The organism is Pedobacter nanyangensis (genome assembly GCF_003313505.1).
GTDB classification, from domain to species: domain Bacteria; phylum Bacteroidota; class Bacteroidia; order Sphingobacteriales; family Sphingobacteriaceae; genus Pedobacter; species Pedobacter nanyangensis.
In genome coordinates, this window is record NZ_QMHO01000014.1 from 39,240 (window position 1) to 57,140 (window position 17,901).

15 protein-coding genes, 1 tRNA gene and 1 pseudogene are annotated in these 17,901 nt (G+C 40.7%); 5 read left to right on the forward strand and 12 right to left on the reverse strand.

What is annotated here, in order from left to right; translation table 11 throughout:
* Positions 1–26 precede the first annotated feature (26 nt).
* Both nth and recA read left to right on the forward strand, forming a co-directional pair.
* Positions 27–686 (forward strand): endonuclease III, encoded by a 660-nt coding sequence (gene nth, locus DUT71_RS17760; RefSeq protein WP_113663895.1) that lies wholly within the window; start codon positions 27–29, stop codon positions 684–686.
* A gap of 135 nt (positions 687–821) precedes the next feature.
* Complete coding sequence (recA, locus tag DUT71_RS17765; protein ID WP_113663896.1) at positions 822–1,835, forward strand: recombinase RecA; 1,014 nt, start codon at positions 822–824, stop codon at positions 1,833–1,835.
* 351 nt (positions 1,836–2,186) lie between these two features.
* On the opposite strand, the gene DUT71_RS17770 is transcribed toward recA, so the two are convergent.
* Genes DUT71_RS17770 through tsaD form a run of 3 tightly spaced genes read right to left on the reverse strand, consistent with a single transcriptional unit; the run spans position 2,187 to position 4,076 of the window.
* A complete protein-coding gene (locus DUT71_RS17770; RefSeq protein ID WP_113663897.1) occupies positions 2,187–2,834 on the reverse strand; it encodes an START domain-containing protein in 648 nt (215 codons plus the stop codon).
* 10 nt (positions 2,835–2,844) lie between these two features.
* Positions 2,845–3,063, reverse strand: coding sequence for a hypothetical protein (locus DUT71_RS17775; RefSeq protein WP_113663898.1), 219 nt, complete (start codon positions 3,061–3,063; stop codon positions 2,845–2,847).
* Between the two features lie 11 nt (positions 3,064–3,074).
* Positions 3,075–4,076 carry a tRNA (adenosine(37)-N6)-threonylcarbamoyltransferase complex transferase subunit TsaD gene (tsaD, locus tag DUT71_RS17780; protein WP_113663899.1) on the reverse strand — a complete coding sequence of 334 codons (1,002 nt, stop codon included), beginning with the start codon at positions 4,074–4,076 and terminating at the stop codon, positions 3,075–3,077.
* 77 nt (positions 4,077–4,153) lie between these two features.
* Here tsaD and DUT71_RS17785 point away from each other — a divergent pair, with 77 nt between their 5' ends.
* A complete protein-coding gene (locus DUT71_RS17785; RefSeq protein ID WP_240186980.1) occupies positions 4,154–8,551 on the forward strand; it encodes a translocation/assembly module TamB domain-containing protein in 4,398 nt (1,465 codons plus the stop codon).
* A gap of 181 nt (positions 8,552–8,732) precedes the next feature.
* Here DUT71_RS17785 and DUT71_RS17790 read toward each other — a convergent pair whose 3' ends face one another.
* The 3 genes from DUT71_RS17790 to DUT71_RS17800 all read right to left on the reverse strand — a co-directional run bounded on the left by DUT71_RS17790 (position 8,733) and on the right by DUT71_RS17800 (position 12,011).
* Positions 8,733–9,944: a bifunctional 3,4-dihydroxy-2-butanone-4-phosphate synthase/GTP cyclohydrolase II gene (locus DUT71_RS17790; RefSeq protein WP_113663901.1), complete on the reverse strand. Its 1,212-nt coding sequence runs from the start codon at positions 9,942–9,944 to the stop codon at positions 8,733–8,735.
* A gap of 129 nt (positions 9,945–10,073) precedes the next feature.
* Complete coding sequence (locus tag DUT71_RS17795) at positions 10,074–11,537, reverse strand: LptF/LptG family permease (protein ID WP_113663902.1); 1,464 nt, start codon at positions 11,535–11,537, stop codon at positions 10,074–10,076.
* Positions 11,538–11,630: 93 nt separating this feature from the next.
* On the reverse strand, positions 11,631–12,011 hold the full coding sequence (locus DUT71_RS17800) for an START-like domain-containing protein (RefSeq protein WP_113663903.1): 381 nt from the start codon (positions 12,009–12,011) through the stop codon (positions 11,631–11,633).
* Positions 12,012–12,251: 240 nt separating this feature from the next.
* Between DUT71_RS17800 and DUT71_RS17805 the strand changes: the two genes are divergently transcribed.
* Positions 12,252–12,325: transfer RNA gene (locus tag DUT71_RS17805), tRNA-Met, on the forward strand.
* A 164-nt stretch (positions 12,326–12,489) separates the two neighbouring features.
* Here DUT71_RS17805 and DUT71_RS17810 read toward each other — a convergent pair.
* Positions 12,490–12,681: pseudogene (locus DUT71_RS17810) on the reverse strand (ArsR/SmtB family transcription factor); the annotation flags it as partial.
* A 130-nt stretch (positions 12,682–12,811) separates the two neighbouring features.
* Between DUT71_RS17810 and DUT71_RS17815 the strand changes: the two are divergent.
* Positions 12,812–13,081 carry a TFIIB-type zinc ribbon-containing protein gene (locus DUT71_RS17815; protein WP_113663904.1) on the forward strand — a complete coding sequence of 90 codons (270 nt, stop codon included), beginning with the start codon at positions 12,812–12,814 and terminating at the stop codon, positions 13,079–13,081.
* Between the two features lie 162 nt (positions 13,082–13,243).
* Here the strand turns inward: DUT71_RS17815 and DUT71_RS17820 are convergent, their stop codons facing one another.
* From DUT71_RS17820 to DUT71_RS17840, 5 genes are all read right to left on the reverse strand, one after another.
* On the reverse strand, positions 13,244–14,644 hold the full coding sequence (locus DUT71_RS17820) for a S41 family peptidase (protein ID WP_162796106.1): 1,401 nt from the start codon (positions 14,642–14,644) through the stop codon (positions 13,244–13,246).
* A gap of 74 nt (positions 14,645–14,718) precedes the next feature.
* Positions 14,719–15,525 (reverse strand): helix-turn-helix domain-containing protein, encoded by an 807-nt coding sequence (locus DUT71_RS17825; protein WP_113663906.1) that lies wholly within the window; start codon positions 15,523–15,525, stop codon positions 14,719–14,721.
* A gap of 23 nt (positions 15,526–15,548) precedes the next feature.
* Entirely contained in the window at positions 15,549–15,902 is a 354-nt protein-coding gene (locus DUT71_RS17830; protein WP_113663907.1) for a DUF2200 domain-containing protein, read from the reverse strand.
* Positions 15,903–15,959: 57 nt separating this feature from the next.
* Positions 15,960–16,559, reverse strand: a complete 600-nt coding sequence (locus DUT71_RS17835) for a hypothetical protein (protein ID WP_162796107.1) — start codon at positions 16,557–16,559, stop codon at positions 15,960–15,962.
* Positions 16,560–16,718: 159 nt separating this feature from the next.
* Positions 16,719–17,837 (reverse strand): tetratricopeptide repeat protein, encoded by a 1,119-nt coding sequence (locus tag DUT71_RS17840; protein ID WP_113663909.1) that lies wholly within the window; start codon positions 17,835–17,837, stop codon positions 16,719–16,721.
* Positions 17,838–17,901: the final 64 nt, after the last annotated feature.

The window sequence follows — 17,901 nt, forward strand, 5'->3', positions numbered from 1 at the left end:
TTAGTTCCTAAATCGTAATTTTGCTTATGCTAAAGAAAGAACGTTACCAGCATTTTGTGGAGCATTTCTCTACCAAACAGCCATTTGCCGAGACTGAACTGCATTATAACAATCCCTATCAATTATTGGTGGCGGTTATTTTATCGGCCCAGTGTACGGATAAGCGCATTAACCAAGTAACTCCGGCACTTTTCCAACGGTTTCCAAATGCCAAGGCGCTTGCCGAAACTACGCCAGATGTGGTGTTTGACTACATCAAAAGTGTGAGCTACCCTAACAATAAGGCCAAGCACTTGGTGGGCATGGCCAATATGTTGATTAACGATTTTAACAATGAGGTGCCTGCGGACGTGAACCAGTTGCAGAAAATGCCTGGGGTTGGCCGTAAAACAGCCAATGTGATTGCTTCTGTGGTGTATGACGCTCCGGCCATGGCGGTAGACACCCATGTATTTAGGGTGGCCAACCGTTTGGGACTTACCAAGGGGAAAACGCCTTTGGCCGTAGAGAAAGATTTGGTTAAAAATTTGCCCGAACATACCATTGCGGTAGCGCACCACTGGCTAATTTTGCATGGCAGATATGTTTGTGTAGCCCGTAGCCCCAAGTGCGATGTATGTGAGCTTACTTATTTTTGCCAATATTATGAAAAGCTGGAAAAAGCTAAAAAAGTGAGCAAAAATTAACAATCCAAAAAATATTTATAAATTTATTTGCATTTAATTAAAACATTTCAATATGTTTGCTAAAATTATTAGTTAAAAATAGTTTAAATATTTGCCGAAACGTATTATTATATTTATTTCCTGAATTTTAAAGACATGAATCCAAACACAGACAAATTAAAAGCTTTACAGCTTACTTTAGATAAACTTGAAAAATCATACGGCAAAGGTTCGATCATGAAACTTGGCGACCAAGCGGTGGAGAGCATGGAAGCAATCTCTACTGGCTCGATCAGTTTGGATATTGCTTTGGGCGTGGGCGGTGTACCTAAGGGACGTATCATTGAGATTTATGGCCCTGAGTCGTCTGGTAAAACCACTTTAGCTACGCACATTATTGCCGAAGCACAGAAAAAAGGCGGCATTGCGGCTATTATTGATGCAGAGCATGCGTTTGATAAGTTTTATGCCAAAAAACTTGGGGTTGATACCGACAATTTATTGATTTCGCAGCCAGATAATGGAGAGCAGGCCCTGGAAATTGCCGATAATTTGATCCGCTCTGGCGCTATTGATGTGATTGTGATTGACTCGGTAGCGGCTTTGGTTCCTAAAGCAGAAATTGAAGGGGAAATGGGTGATAGCAGAATGGGCCTGCAGGCTCGTTTGATGAGCCAGGCTTTGCGTAAGTTAACGGGAACAATAGCCAAAACAGGATGTTGCTGTATTTTCATTAACCAGTTGCGTGAAAAAATTGGGGTAATGTTTGGCAACCCTGAAACGACTACTGGTGGTAATGCCTTAAAGTTTTACGCTTCGGTACGTTTGGATATCCGCAGGACTTCTCAAATAAAGGATTCTGACGAGGTTTCTGGTAACCGCGTAAAAGTGAAAATTGTTAAAAATAAAGTGGCTCCTCCATTCCGTTTGGCCGAGTTTGACATTATGTTTGGAGAGGGTATTTCTAAAACTGGTGAGATTATTGACCTTGGTGTTGATTTTAACATCATCAAGAAAGCTGGTTCTTGGTTCTCTTATGGTGACACCAAACTAGGACAAGGCAGGGATGCGGTTAAACAGTTACTATTGGACAACCCTGAATTAGCGGATGAAATTGAGGCCCGTATTAGAGAGGAAGTAACGGGAGAACAGTTGGAAGAAAATAACTAGGTGCTATTTAAAGCCTAAACAAAAGGTCATCATTTTAATCGTGGTGGCCTTTTTTATTGGAACAGTAGCACCGGACATTTTTATACTTAATCTTAGTCCGTAGCCGAAAAATAGGAGTAAACTACAGCGGGGACAAAAATATGGCGTCATTGCGAGCTTTGCGAAGCAATCCTAAAACGATTATCATATTTAATTTGCGAAGCTTAAATACTCTTTTTTAATCATGAGATTGTTTCTCCGAATAGTCGGAGCCAGCTGTCGTTTCTCCTTGCAATGACGCAAATGCAAGAAGTATTGCTGCAAGCTGCTACCTGTTTATACTTTTCGAGAAAGCAATTTAGCATGTGCTAACTAGTCGTTATTAATAAAGCTCAAATTGGCATTTACGTACTGAGGCTTTTGAATTTGGGTTTTCATTTTCTTGAAAGTCTCTGTTGGACCGCTAGTGGCAAAAAGATTCACCAACCATACTGGAATGGCTCCTCCAGGATCAACCTCCAACGTATAATCGATTTGAATGAGGTTTGATTTTACCGGGGTTAACACCCACTTGCCGTTGGAGTGGTTTACTCGTACGATGTTTTTTTTAACGGGTAAATAACTGGCCTCTGTAGGCCCATTAATGGTTACCACTTTGGTTTTGGGATCCTGGCTTACCATTAAGTGCGCTATAAAATCTCTATTGCTCAATGGCCAGGGGATGTCAACTTCTGAATAGTAGTACAATTCTGAAGGAGAAATTTTTTTAAGCAATGTACTTGATCTGGTACCGTAAACCCACTCTTTGCCCGCATCTACATCCATAATTAAAGCTACCATTTGCGAAAGCCTGGCCGGCAAACTGCATTTGACTCTTATGCCCTTTAAACCCGAGGAGGAAACTGTTTTGGTATAGATACTTATGCCGTCTTTATTTTTTTTCAGGGTCCAATCGGTTTGGGCATATCCCGAATATTGGAAAAAGAAAAGTGCTATGGCAAAGAGCAATCCTTTATACATTTCCGTAGGTTTATTTAAAACTGGAGGGTTTAGGAGCCGCTTGCAAGCCTTTTTCTTTTACAAAAGAGGAATCTAGTCTTACAATGGTATACGCTGCTACCACAGCCCCAATCACCAACAACACCAAGCCTAAATAATTTCTCTTTTTATCTTGTTTAATGGTCCAAATGATAAATATAATTAGCGGTATGGCCAATAAACCAAAAAAGATAAAACTTTCTGTCTGCATAATTTCTAATATTAAAAATTCATTCTGGCCATGGGCGCTACTTCCTGACCAACAAAATCATTTTGTAAAAACTTATGATAGCCTGCAATGGCAATCATTGCGGCATTATCTGTACAATATTCAAATTTCGGGATAAACACTTCCCAACCCAAACTATCCTTTAAGTCCATTAGGGCATTTCTTAAACCTGAGTTTGCCGAAACACCACCTGCAATGGCGATTTGGTTACAATGATACTGTTTAGCTGCCTTTTTGAGTTTATTTAGTAGGATATTGACAATACTGTGTTGTACAGATGCACAAATATCGGCCAAGTTTTCTTCCACAAAAGAAGGATTGGCCTTTTGGTTATCCCTGATAAAGTAAAGGATAGCGGTTTTAAAACCACTGAAACTATAGTTCAAATCTTGTATTTGAGGTTCAGGAAATCTATAGGCATGCGGATTACCTTGCCTGGCATATTTATCAATCAGGGGCCCGCCAGGGTAAGGCAGGTTTAATATTTTGGCCGTTTTATCGAAAGCTTCGCCCGCAGCATCGTCCAGGGTTTCTCCCACTATTTGCATATCAAAATAATCCTTTACCAATACAATTTGTGTGTGGCCTCCTGACACCGTTAAGCACAAAAAGGGGAATTTCGGCATCGGGTCATCTATAAAATGAGCCAAAATATGGGCTTGCATGTGGTTCACCGAAATTAAGGGCAGCCCTAAAGCCAACGCAAAAGATTTAGCAAAAGACACGCCTACCAACAGTGAGCCTAACAATCCGGGACCCTGCGTAAAAGCAACTCCATCAAGTTGTTTTTTCTCAATTTGGGCAATGGCCAAAGCTTGCTGTACTGCGGGTACAATATTCTGTTGGTGCACCCTGGATGCCAGCTCGGGAATTACCCCTCCATAATTTTCATGAATTGTTTGGTTTGCAATAACATTGGCAGTAATTTTGCCGTTATCACAAATGGCAACCGAAGTTTCGTCGCAGGATGACTCTATAGCTAGGATGACAGGCACTGATAAGATATTTAAGCTGCAAAATTATTAAAAAACTATTAAAAATACTTCTATGGATTATCGCTTCAATCATTATTTTGATTGCGGGCGTTCTTTTTTCCCTACAGTTTAAGCCTGTACAAACCTTTGTAGCCAAAAAAGCAGCAAATTATCTTTCCAAAGAATTAAAAACAACTGTTCGCATTGGGGGGCTATATGTGAAGCCTTTCAAATCAGTGGTACTGGAAGATTTACTGGTGTTGGACCTGCATAAGGATACCTTGGCCCATTTCCCTAAATTTTTGGTAGATATTGATCGCTTTTCGCTTAAAGAAAGAATTTTAGATATCAACACCGTTCAGCTTAATAATGGCACTTTCTTTTTAAAGGACCAAATGGATGGCAATTCCAATCTTGATTTTATCATTGATTATTTTGACAGCCCGGCGCCCAAAAAACCATCCAAGAAGAAAAAGTTCGAAATTCTTTTTGATCGCATCATCCTCAACAACCTCCATTTCAAGTACAAAAACCTTAAGCGCAACGAAAAGGAAGAAGGCGTTAACTTTGACGATATTGATGTAACCGAAATGAATGGCATTTTTGAGGGACTCAACACGAAAGACCATCTCATTCAAACCAATATCAAAAACTTAACCCTAAAGGAAAAGAGTGGTTTCTATCTTAAAAATTTAAGTGCCTTTACTACCGTTGACAGCAACGCCATTGAGCTTAAAAATTTAATGTTGGTTACCGCAAAAACCCGCCTTACGGATTATTACCAAATGAAGTTCAAAAGTTTTAGAGACTTTAAGGATTTCGAGAACAAGGTTAGGATGAAGGCCAATTTCAAGAATAGCCATATTTCCTCAAGTGATGTGGCGTTTTTTGCTCCCGCCCTGAAAAAAATGAAGCTTGATGTTGAGGTGGACGGGCAAATTACCGGCCTGGTGAACAACCTACGGGCCAAAAAGCTGTCGGTAAAAGCTGGCCGGGCTACTTACGTGAAGGGCGATTTCAATTTACAAGGGCTCCCCAATTGGGACGAAACCTTTTTGGACATGAAGATTGAACTTGCGGGCACCAACAAAAAGGACCTGGACGAAATATTGACCGACCTTACGGGTAAACGCGTAAAGGCTATCCCCGAAATTGTCAACAAGTTTGGCAATATCAATTTTAATGGGCATTTCACCGGATTTCAGAATGATTTTATCGCCTACGGCGAATTTAAAACCAAACTGGGCCGCTTACAATCGGATGTGAACATGAAGATTGACAAACAGGGCATTCCTTCTTATACCGGAAATGTAAAAACCTACGATTTCCATATTGGCGATTTGATCAACGAAAAGCTGTTGGGCAGAATTACCTCTGAACTTTACATCAAAGGACGTGGCACGGAAATCAAGGAATTGAACGAAGAACTGAAGGGCCAAATCAGCTACCTTGATTTTAAAGGCTATAGGTACAGAAACATCAATATCAACGGCACTTTCCAAAAGAAGTTTTTTGATGGCAGCCTAAAAATCAATGACAAAAACGTACAACTGGATTTTGATGGCGGGGTAAACCTTAACCCTAAATTACCTGTTTTTAACTTTAAGGCCAACATTAGGAACGCAAAGCTGAAAACGTTAAAGCTTTATAAGGACTCCTTAAAGGTTGATGCTGTTTTCAGCACCAATTTTTCGGGAACTAACCTTGACAACCTGCAAGGCCGTTTATTATTACAGGAAATAACACTGAACAATTTAAGGGGCATCTACAAAGTCGATTCCGTATTTCTGAGCGCTAGGGGGACAGGTATGGATAGGAGCTTGAACATCTATTCGGACATCCTAGAGGCGGGCATAAAAGGGCAATATGATCTGGCAACCATTGTTTCATACTTTAAAACCATTGGAAAAACCTATATCCCATCACTCAAAACGCAGATTGTTAACTATAAGACCCAGGTTTTTGATTTCAGGTTGAAAATTAAGGATTTTGAGCCCATTGCAGAGCTGATTTCTCCTGGCCTGGAAATTGACCAGGAATCGGTATTGACGGGATCTTTTGATTCGAGGAACAACAAAGCTACCTTTGGAGGCATTGTACGACGGTTAAAGTATAAGGGCATTGTGGCCAACAACATCATTATAGACCAAAATACCTCGCCACAACAGCTCACAGCCATTATTTCGTCTGATAGGGTTGATCTTAACGACAGCCTTTATATCAAAAACATCAATATTTCGAACATTTTAAGGAACGACAGCCTTTCGCTCAACGTTAAACTGTCCAACGCCGACGACGCCAACCAGCTTGACCTTAACGGCCTGGTAGAGTTTGCCCCCGATACGGCCAACATCAGCATCCTGCCGTCCAGTCTTAAAATTAACCGTGAGGATTGGAACATCGAGGACAAAGTACAAATTAGCTTTAATGGCGGAAAAACGAAGATAGAGAATTTCTCGCTGAGCAACGGCAAACAGGACCTGAGGATTGACGGTGTAGTTTCCAACGATCCCACCGATGCCCTTTTTGTGGTACTCGAAAATTTCGACCTTAAAACCATCAATCCCTTTGTAAAAAGTACAGGCATTAGTTTTGCCGGTATTGCCAATGGGAAAACCAAAATAAATAGTGTGCTTAAGTCGCCGCAGGTTACCGATAGCTTACACATTGATTCCCTGAGCTTCAACAATACGTATATTGGTAGTTTAACAGACACTTCATCATTTAACAGTACCAGTAAACTGGTTAATGTTTACACCAAAATTAAGGCCAGCAACAGGGAAACTTTTAACATCACCGGAAACCTGGACCTTGAGCAGAAACAGATTGATCTTAGGGTAAAACTTGATGCAAGCGAGTTGGCTATCCTTACGCCTTTTGTTAATAAATTAGTATCCAACCTTAAAGGTAAGGTAACTGCCGACTTAACTGTAAAAGGGCCTTTTGACCAACCTTTGATTAACGGCGACATCGAACTTGACAAAGCCCAGGTGACGGTAAACTACCTAAAAACCACCTATTTGATTGATGACCAGGTTTCGGTAGAAAATAGCTCCATAGCCTTGAAGGATCTTGTACTGAAGGATTTGGAAGGGCATAGCGGAACTGCCAACGGAACGGTTGACCTGAAAAACATTGACAACCCGGACATACAGGTTGAGTTACAGGCCAATGGTTTGATGGCTTTAAATACGACTTCAAAAGACAATGCGATTTACTTTGGCAAGGCTTATGGAACTGGAAGATTTTCGTTCAGAGGGCCTACCAATGACATGTTTATCGACATTAATGCCAAAACGGAAAAAGGAACTGTATTTAATTTGCCTTTAAACAGTTCTGAAACCATCACGGATAAGGATTTCATTACCTTTGTGAGTAAAGATACCACCAAGGTTGTTAAAAAACTTAGTGGCTTTGAAGGGCTGAGCATGCGCTTTAGGTTATCGGTTGACCCCAGTACCACGGTTAACATTTACACCATATTGGGCAAGCTTAGCGGTACCGGCAATGCAGATTTGGAACTGAACATTACCAAGGTGGGTGATTTTGAGATGAAGGGCGATTACATTATCGAAAGCGGTGTTTTTGATTTTACAGCCAGGGAGGTGATCAACAAAAGGTTTGATATTAGACAGGGCGGAACGATCAGATGGACCGGAAATCCGGTAAATGCGCAAATCAACCTTAAAGCTATTTATACGCTTAGGGCGGCACTTGGCGACCTGTACCGTGCGGCAAACCGCGATGGAAGCAGCAATGCCACGCAAACTGCCCAAACGGAAGTAGAAATGGGCTTGACGGGCCTGCTAATGCAACCTGATATTAAACTCGATATCTTTTTCCCGGCTAACCCTGCCATTAAAGAGGAGCTGCAATCTTACTTCAACGATGGAAACAACCTTAATACCCAAGCGCTCAGCTTGATCATTCAGCGTAGGTTTGCCCCGGGAACGGGCTCCGAAAATCTTAGTCAGCAGCTTGGCTCCGTAGGAACGGGTACGGCTACGGATTTGATTTTCAACCAGCTGAACAATGTACTTTCTAGCTTAAACCTCAATTTTGTGGACATCAACATCCGCTCATTTAATGAGGCCAGTGCTTCATTTAAATTTTTTAATGATCGAATTATCGTAAACGCCGGTATCACCGACATCAGCAAAAGCTCTATTGATAACTCCATTGGTTTTAGAAATGAAGTGGGCCGCGAGGTAGAAATTTTAGGCCTGATTAAGAAAGATGGCAGTTTGGTAGGAAAAATAGCCAATAAACCGCCAACCATACAGAGCATTTTTGCCAACCCTGGTATCAATCCATACCAGAACATTACTTCGATAGGTTTAATCTACAACCAGCAATTTGATACTTTTACAGAACTGCTTCAGAAAATTTCAGGCAAATATCGCCGTGAGCAAAAAAGAAAAGAGGCTGAGAAGGAAAAACAGCGTTTGGATAATGAAGCGATTTTGAGGGAGAAAAAGAAGTCGCAGAAGAAATAGTTTTTATTACTTTAGACATTTTAGCTTTTTGAACCCATAAGAGATTAAGGGACATTAAGTTTCCCTTATAGTTCAATGCCTTAATTTTCTTAGTTCCTTAATGTTTATTGATAAATAGAATATGCGGCAATAAAAAAGCCAGAAGCATTTGGCCCTGGCTTTCATTAAGCTTATATCGTTACTATCCTTTTAGGATATGGTGCCCCATCTTGTCTCTTTTAGTGATCAAATAGGATTCGTTATGTTTATTGCTTTCTATCTCTATTGGGATATTTTCTACAATTTCCAAGCCGTAGCCAATTAATCCGGCTCTTTTAGTGGGATTGTTAGACATCAATTTCATTTTGGTGATACCTTGTGCCCTTAAAATCTGCGCACCTACGCCGTAATCACGTTCGTCGCCTTTAAAGCCCAATTGTATATTGGCTTCTACGGTATCCAAACCTGCATCCTGAAGGTTATACGCATGAAGTTTGTTTACCAAGCCAATACCTCTACCCTCTTGGTTCATATAAACGATTAGGCCCTTGCCTTCCTGTTCTATCATTTGCATAGCTTTATGCAATTGCGGTCCGCAATCGCAACGGCATGAGCCAAAAATATCGCCCGTTACACATGAGCTGTGAATACGGGTGAGCACAGGTTCACCCGCTTGCCATTCGCCTTTGGAAATGGCCATATGGGTTGCACCGTTGCTTAATTGGGTATAGGCAGTCATCTTAAAATCGCCCCATTGCGTAGGCAAGTTTACGGTTACCTCTTCTTTAATCAAGCTTTCAGCAGCCAAGCGATAGCTGATCAGATCTTTGATGGATATAATTTTTAGGCCGTGCTGTTTGGCAGTCACCATCAAATCAGGCAAACGTGCCATGGTGCCATCTTCATTCATGATTTCGACCAATACGCCAGCCGGCTCAAAACCTGCTAAACGAGCAATATCAATAGTGGCTTCCGTATGGCCTGTTCTGCGCAGCACTCCTTCTTTTCTGGCTCTTAACGGAAAAATATGGCCTGGTCTGCCTAAATCTTCAGGTTTAGTTGCCGGATCAATTAACGCCTGCACCGTTTTAGCCCTATCATGCGCAGAGATACCGGTTGTACAACCATGCCCAATCAGATCAACCGAAACGGTGAAAGGAGTTTGGTGCAAAACGGTATTGTTCTGTACCATAAGGTTGAGTTCCAGTTTATCACAAAGCTCTTCAATTAATGGAGCGCAAATTAACCCACGTCCGTATTTGGACATGAAATTAATCACTTCTGGTGTTACGTTTCTAGCCGCGGTTACAAAGTCGCCTTCATTTTCACGGTCTTCATCATCAACTACTATGATAATTTTGCCTGCCCTAATATCGGCCAGTGCTTCTTCTATGGTATTTAATTTAATCTCCATTTTGGCAAATAACAAAATGAATGGGTTTTCCCCACTTTTAATTTGTGTACAAAGGTACAACCTTTAAGGGCAATTATTGTAGGTAATTATCATTATGACGTAAGAATTGTTGGGGAGTTGAGCAATGGTTTAGGATACCTGTGCTACTTTTTCACTTCCGTCTTTTTTCTTTCTTTTAAAGAATCCCAGGACCAACTGCTTATAGTAATCTATATCGAATAGGGCAGAGTCAACCGTTGCTTTATAGGTAAGGAACGCTCCTATTGGTGTAAGGATAATCACTGCCATCCACATTCCAAATACGGGGTCCAGCGAACCTTCCTTGGCTGATTTTTCGGCAACGGTAGAGATGATATGGTAAAACAGGAAGAAAATCACTGCGATGACCACTGGCAGCCCTAATCCGCCTTTTCTAATAATAGCTCCCAATGGGGCGCCAATGAAAAACAGCAACAAGCACGAAACGGCCAGGGTATATTTGCGTTGATACTCAATTTGAGCTCTTAGAATTTCCTTGGTTCTAAACTCATACTCCGGCAATTGGCCGCTAATGGTTTGCTTTAGTGCATCAACCTGATCGTAGGCGCTTTGCAAAACCTGCGGTTGTTGGTCTTTTGGAACAATATTCAGGATACTGCCTTTGATAACCTTGGGTGGTGTTTTAATTTTGGTATAGCCTTTCACATAGCTAATCTGTTTAAAATAATAGCCGGCGTTTTTCTGAAGGTTTTCAGTTACGCTATCCAAGCTTTTGCTCAGGGAATCTTTTCGATGCAACAATTCCTTTCGGTTTAGCATGGGGGCATTGTTTTTGAAATTTTCCTCCTGGGTGCGGGTCATATCCTTAAAACTGCTGAAATCAAATTTCACTTCCGTTTGTTTAAAACGCATCCGTGTAAGGGTTTGGCGAGGGTTATAGGTGCCATGATTAGTAGCTGCTTCCTGATAGCGCACCCCATTAACCAAATTGAGCACCATGTAATTACCATCAGAGGTTTTTGACATCTTTCCTTTCTCGGCCATAATAATCTGCGGAACGCCATTGCTGCCATTATGTTCATAAATCATAATGCCATAAAGTGAATCGATAGCGCCCTCTCCTTTTCTTTCCACACGCATGGAATAGCCTGGGATGCTGTTATTAAAAACGCCTGGTTTAATTAAAAATGAAAGTTTTTTATTACGTACGTCCCATAGCAAAGAGCCATATTTGAGGTTGGCTTTGGGCAACATATAATCGGAAAAGAAGAAAGATGCCACGGCCAATCCTATAATGAGCACCAAAAGTGGCTGCATGGCTTTTCTGAGGGAAACTCCTGCAGACTTGATGGCTACCAATTCGTAATTTTCGCCCAAGTTACCAAAGGTCATAATTGACGAGAGCAGGATGGCCAGCGGCAACGCCATGGCAACGTTTGAGGCTGAAGCGTACATCATCAGCTCGGCAATTACATACCATTCAAACCCCTTGCCTATCAAATCGTCGACGTACTTGAACAAAAAGAACATCAACAGGATAAACATCACAATAAAGAATGTGACAGCAAAGGGCCTTATAAATGCCTTAATAAGCAGTAAATGGATCTTTTTCAATGATGCAAAGATAGGCAATGCCAATGAGAAAGTAATAAAATTTAGCTTGCGTTAACGGTTAAAAGTAGCGCTAAATTTTTTCCGACAGTTTGGTTAGGCGCCCAAAACGCTCAGCAAGTAGGTGATCTGATTATCCCATATTTGCTTTCTTTCCTGCAAGGTTTCCTCGGTAGCAAAGTCGGTAATGGCTAGTGCCACATCGTTAGTAAGCTCATCCTGGATAATTTCCATTTCGAAATAGCAATAAGGTTCGTCATCAACCCACTTAAACTTTACCAGTTTATTTTCTTTGGCGCTAATGAGTTTGGCTTTCTGCACTTCCCCATCCCAGGTAAAAGTATAGGTTTGGTCTCTAAAAACTACATCGTCGGCAAACCACTGCGCTAAACCGTTGGGCTCGCTTATAAAGCTGTATAGTATGCGTGGAGATGACCTTATAGCATATTCTAATGTAAATTTTTTCTTTTCTGACATCCTTACTTCTATTTTTTTGCTTTTCTATTTTTTCTAAAGAAAAGTATTTTCTTTTATAAATGCAAAGTTTTAGAAAATAAGTGATTTTTATTTTCCAAGTGCTACTTAACGGCTTTGCGCATGGGCTTACTAAATTTGGAAATCCTTAAAAAACAGCACTCTCCAATAAATAAAAAACCTTTTTCAATATTTTTCTTTGTTTTTTGGATTTAATCCTATATTTGCAGCTCGAAATTTTTCGGCGGGGTAGCTCAGTTGGTTAGAGCGCAGGATTCATAACCCTGAGGTCACGAGTTCAACTCTCGTTCCCGCTACTAGGATTACCAAGCCTTTAGACTTAAAACGCTAAAGGCTTTTTTTTTGCTACGCATTGTTAACGCAAGGCTTGGTGAAAGGAAACAGCCAGAAGATAAATGGATCTCAAAGTTGTTTATCGTTGCCAGAGTTTCCATGACTTGTGATAGTTGCATTTCTGATTATTCAACAATTCCTTTAGGTGCTGCGATATGGTTGCTTGGGCAAGTCCAAGTTCTGCTACAAGATCATTACAGATACGTGCCTGTTGTTTGATCATGTGCTGTAAATGGAAATACGTGCAGGATGCGCCAAGGCCTTCAAGATATTTGCCAACTCATTCTGTATTGAAGATGTTGCTCTTAGTTAGTCCCATATATTATTAATCGTATACCGAAATTTGAAAAACTGCATGTTCTTTGTGACAAGCAAATAACAATTCATGACATGTATTTTGGGCTAAACGTTACTATATTGGCGAAATTTAGGAACTTAAAATAGAGCTTATGAAATGTCCAAATTGTAATGAAACATTGTTGATTGCCGAGCGCCACCAAGTAGAAATTGACTACTGTCCAAATTGCAGGGGCGTTTGGTTAGACCGCGGCGAGCTGGATAAAATTTTAGCACAAGCAGACCATCAACCTTACCAAGAACCCAGAAATAGAAACGATGACCAACGAAATCATCATGATAGCTATTCTACGGAACACCAGTATCAGCAATATCCCAAAAAGAAAAAATCATTTCTTTCGGAGCTGTTTGACTTCGATTAGTTAAATAAAAACAGCCCAACACGGATTGGGCTGTTTTTTAGCCGTTTTTTTTGGCTAAAAGCGAAACTTACCATCGTTTGACGATCAGCTGTGCAAATAAAGGGTGCTGCCACTAGCCCAAAAAGCATCCGGCCAAAACAGGGAATGTTTCAAAGATTTTGCTTATTCTTCTAAATATTTAACGGCAAACGCCACCCAGTCTTTTACCGATTTATCCAGATAAACATCAGGCTGTATCCCAATATGATCTATAGGATAATCGGGTAAACGTAACGCCCGGTAAGTTGGCATGAACAATTGGTAGCCGGAACAAGCTAAATCATTTAAATAGGCATTACCATAATCTAATGCTCCGTAACTTGGAACACCTAATATTTTAACTTTTTTACTTTGTTTGGCTACAAACAAAAAGTATTCTGCGGAGCTTCCAGAGCCCTTATCGGCTAGGATTACCACGTGCCTGGGACTTTTTGCGGCTACGGATACATTTTCGATGTAAATGGGTTGTCCGGTAACATTGAAATTAACAAACTGTCCCAAATTTGCCTTTAGCGTTGCGATGTTCTGATCTATATTGGCGGTTGGGGTACTTTTATCGAGGCTTTTTTTATACGCTTCCAAATGGTTGATATAGGTTTGGGTTGCCAAAAACTCGGCACCGGTATTCCTGATGGATTTTCCCATGATATAAGGTAGCAGTTTTTGATAAGCATCGGTAGTGCCGCCAGGATTTCCCCTAAGATCAACGATGAGATTTTCACTGTTTTCAAGCTGCGTTTTGTGGTCCTCAATCAATTTTGAAAGTTGTTCCAGATATTGATATTCGAAACTTGGCAGTTTAAGCATGGCGGTTTTAGCCGTTAGTTTTTTAAAGTAGAAGCCCTCCAGTTCGTTTAGCCGAGTAGCCACCGCCGCTTCATTGATGGGCAGTGGACTTTCCTTTGCCAACGCTACGTTTACTCCACTTAAAAACAGTACGCCTTCCTTATATAAAGTAAAGTTTCCGGTTTTTAGGGTCTTATCTCTCAGCGCATATTCAAACGTGCCGTTGGCCAACAACCTAAACTTGATTTCCTTGGGTTTCCATAATGGAGATTGTGCTTCGATAATAAAGCCTACATATTCATTTTTACTTAGCCTTTTAACACCAATACGATAGCCATCTGTTTTCCAAACTCCTTCAAGCGTGTCTTTTGTTTGGGCCACCTGATTTTGAAATTCCTTAAGATCTATAGCAATGCTTGCTGCTTTGCCCATGGTTGTACCAGAGATAAAAGGCGCTCCATTGGCCCCCACCCATAAATGCGGATCCTCAAAGAAATCGATATATTGTTTTAATATTTTTTGGCAGGCTAAGCTATCAGCTTGCTTAACTTGTTTGGTTAAATTTTCCTTAAATCCGTTGTACAAAAACGTTTCTTTGGTTTTTGCCGAAAAGCCTGGATATTCTGCTTCTACCTTACTGATGAGCTTATCTAAAACCTGCCCACAAGAGCATGGAGTTTGCTGGCCGAAAGATAGTGCAGGGAGAAGCGTAACGAGTAGATAGCATAGTTTTTTCATCTTGTGATTACCTAATGGTTGAGCGCCAAAGGTACGGCCTGCCCTATTTTCAAAATAGTAAAAATGTAAACCAACTAAATGAAAAGCCAAAGATTGCCCTGCTGGGTATCTACCTTTTTGAAGAAAGTGTAAGGGTTAACCTTTGTAAGTTGCTTAAAATCTTTAACCAAATGTGATTGGTCGTAAAACAAACTATCGTAGGACAGGGCTGTTAAATTTTTACTGGATTTTTGATGGCCAATGGCCTTTCTAAAACGATGTATCTTTCGGTACTCGGCCGCAGGTTTACCTATATTTTTGGTGAATATCTTATTGAGGTATTGTCTCGAAAAGTTTCTCCTTTGCGCAATGTCGTCAATTTTCAACTCTGCTTCCACATCAGCTAAAATATCCTCCATCAGCTTCTGTTCGGCTGCCTTTAGTTTCGACAGCCAGTATTGCTCCAATCGCTCCCGTTGAAGATTTCGGTCCTGCGCTTGGAATATCTTCTGCATGTTGGCCATAAAGTCTGGGAATGGATTGAAATTCTTGCCGCTTTTATGCTTAAATAGTTGCTGTACGTTGTTAACGAAACGGTTAATTCCCAAAGGCTTAAAATAAATGGTTATTTCCTCAACAGCGCCTTCGATAAATACCTCGATTGGTGCGGTGTAACGTGCTACATAATTGGCCACGATATTTTGCCCAAAGGAAGGTTTTACCACAATTTTGCTTTCCTGCATTTCAATTTCTATGCCCCGGCTTACCGATACAATGAAGAAATTATTGGGAAATGTCCAATAATGCAAAGGTTTTGTACTTGCACCGGGCGAAATAAAATAGTAACCTTCAATATACTTGCTTAGTGCCTCTTGTTTGGGCCTGTAAAATTCCATCTCCATCTGTTCCCCAAGTTACCGCAGCTTTATTTCCTTAAGATTTTCTCCATGGCCTTGCCTTTGGCCAATTCATCAATCAATTTGTCCAGATAACGCACTTGCTGCATTAATTTATCTTCAATATCCTCTACACGATAGCCACAAATTACACCAGTAATTTTTGACGCATTGGGATGCAGCCTTGCCTGCGCAAAAAAATTTTCGAAATCAGTTTTTTGATCAATATGTTGCTGTAGGGTTTGGGCATTGTACCCCGTTAGCCAAAAGATAATTTCATCTACCTCTGCCTTGGTACGGCCTTTTTTTTGGGCCTTGGCCAGATAAAGTAGGTAGACACTGGCAAACGACATGCGGTAAACTCTGGTGTTGTTCGGATTCATACGGACTGCTTTTGGTTTTCAAAACTACAACTAAAGAAGATATTTTTCTGCATAAAATCAGCTGCCAAACTTGCTTGCCCTCGAAAAATCGGCCTTTAATTTCCTCATCAAATTATCCTTTATTTCGTTGGGCAGGTCTTTTAATTTAGGGCCCAGGTTAGGTTCCCTAAGGGTGCAGTTCCCCGCATCGTCGCAATAAAATTTCAGGTGATAGAGGTATTTTTTGTTACCGTAAAAAATGATAAACGATGCTTTTACGTCGTTATCGGCATTACCACAGTAAAAGAAAGGAATGAAAACGGCCTTTGTGCCACCATGCTCTGAAAACCACATATCGTTTTCCCTAAACAAAATCATTTCCATTTGATAATCTTTATCGTCAAAAACAATTTCCTGAACAAAGTTTTTGTTCTTTAATACGGCTTTAATTTTGGTTTTATGCCCATCAAACGGTGGTTTGGCGGGGTTACACAGGGCATTTACATTTACGGTAAGCTTATTTTCACCATTTTTATCTTTCCACACTTTATAAATTTTGGCGGAATCAGTTTGGACCACTTGTGCTACAACAGGTTTGCAGCACACCATCAATAAAATAAAGCTTAGCTGGTGTACATTTGTCCCTAAGCCTTTGCTGATATTAAAAAAATTCCTCATCTGTGTTGATAAATAAGCAAGCTTACCATGTTTCAACCACAATTTAAGGATAATTAATTAATCTGTACGGTAAATTCAAATCTCCGGGCACAAAAAAACCTTGCAGGCCTTTGAAAACCTGCGAGGTTAAAAGACCAATAGCCAGGTGCGGCGTAAAAATTATCTGGTCAAAGCGATAAAACTAGGGTCGTTCCATAAGTTTTGAAGGTGTGGAAACTTTTTGGCATCTTTCTTCAATTCGGGCTCCATGCTAAAAGTTTGTTCCAGCAAGGCCAGGCTTTCTTCGGTTTTCGACTGTAGGTTTTTGATAATGGCCATTTGATAGTAATTCCAGGAAAAGGGCTCAAGCTTATTCAGTCCTTCAAAAACAGCGATAGCTTCTTCAAATTTTTGCTGGCCTTGCAGGTACAACCCTTTACAGTAACCCAATTGATATTGGGCATTTGGTGTTAATTTTTGATGATAATGGTCAAATTCGGCTATGGCATCAGCTTCCGGCAACGCCGAAAAAGTAGTAATCAGCAACTGAATAGCGATGTGTTCGCTATGATAGTTGGCAAAAAGTTTTTTTACCGATGACAGGGCATCCTGAAATTGGCCATTTTTAAGATGGAACTGAATAATATAAATGAGCGCATTGGGATGGTCGGGATCGTTTTCGAGAATTTTTTGTACGAGTTGGATAAACTCGCCTTCAGTTTCTGCAGTCATCGTTTCATAAAGCAGGTCCATTTTATTTTCCAACACAAAAAGATGGTTCGGTTCTAATTTCAAGGCCTTGTTAAAACATGCCAAGGCCTGTTCCCGATCTCCTCTTTGGGCATAAAGGGAGCCCTTATTGGCATAGGCCAGCGTGGCATTTTCATCCAGTTCCAACGCCTTATCAAACAACTCGAGGGCATTGTCAAAATCACCTCTTTCCATTTGATAGGCGCCGTAGCCAATGTACCTGTCCACTTGGTCGGGTTCTACGTTTCCTTTGGTATGCTCCGGATTAGGGGTAAATTTAATGTCTACAATTTCGCCAGAATCAACGGCCTGATCAAAATCTTTTACTGCATTCTCGTTCAAGCGTTTCAAATCATCAACCACCTGGGCAATTTGCTGAGCATCCAAGCCTTCTTTTTGCAGGGCAATCTCCACATTTTCGTACTTTAGCTTTTGTTCAAAATAGATCATCCGGGCCAATGCCAAAATCTCTACCCGATATTGTTGTGAATAGAACGTTTCATCGTCAATTCGTTTTTTCTTTGGTTTAAAAAAATCAAATAATCCCATGGTTTTAAGTTAGAAAGCCGGCCATTTTAGCGGCATGAGCGTTTATGATCAAATATTTGGGCTT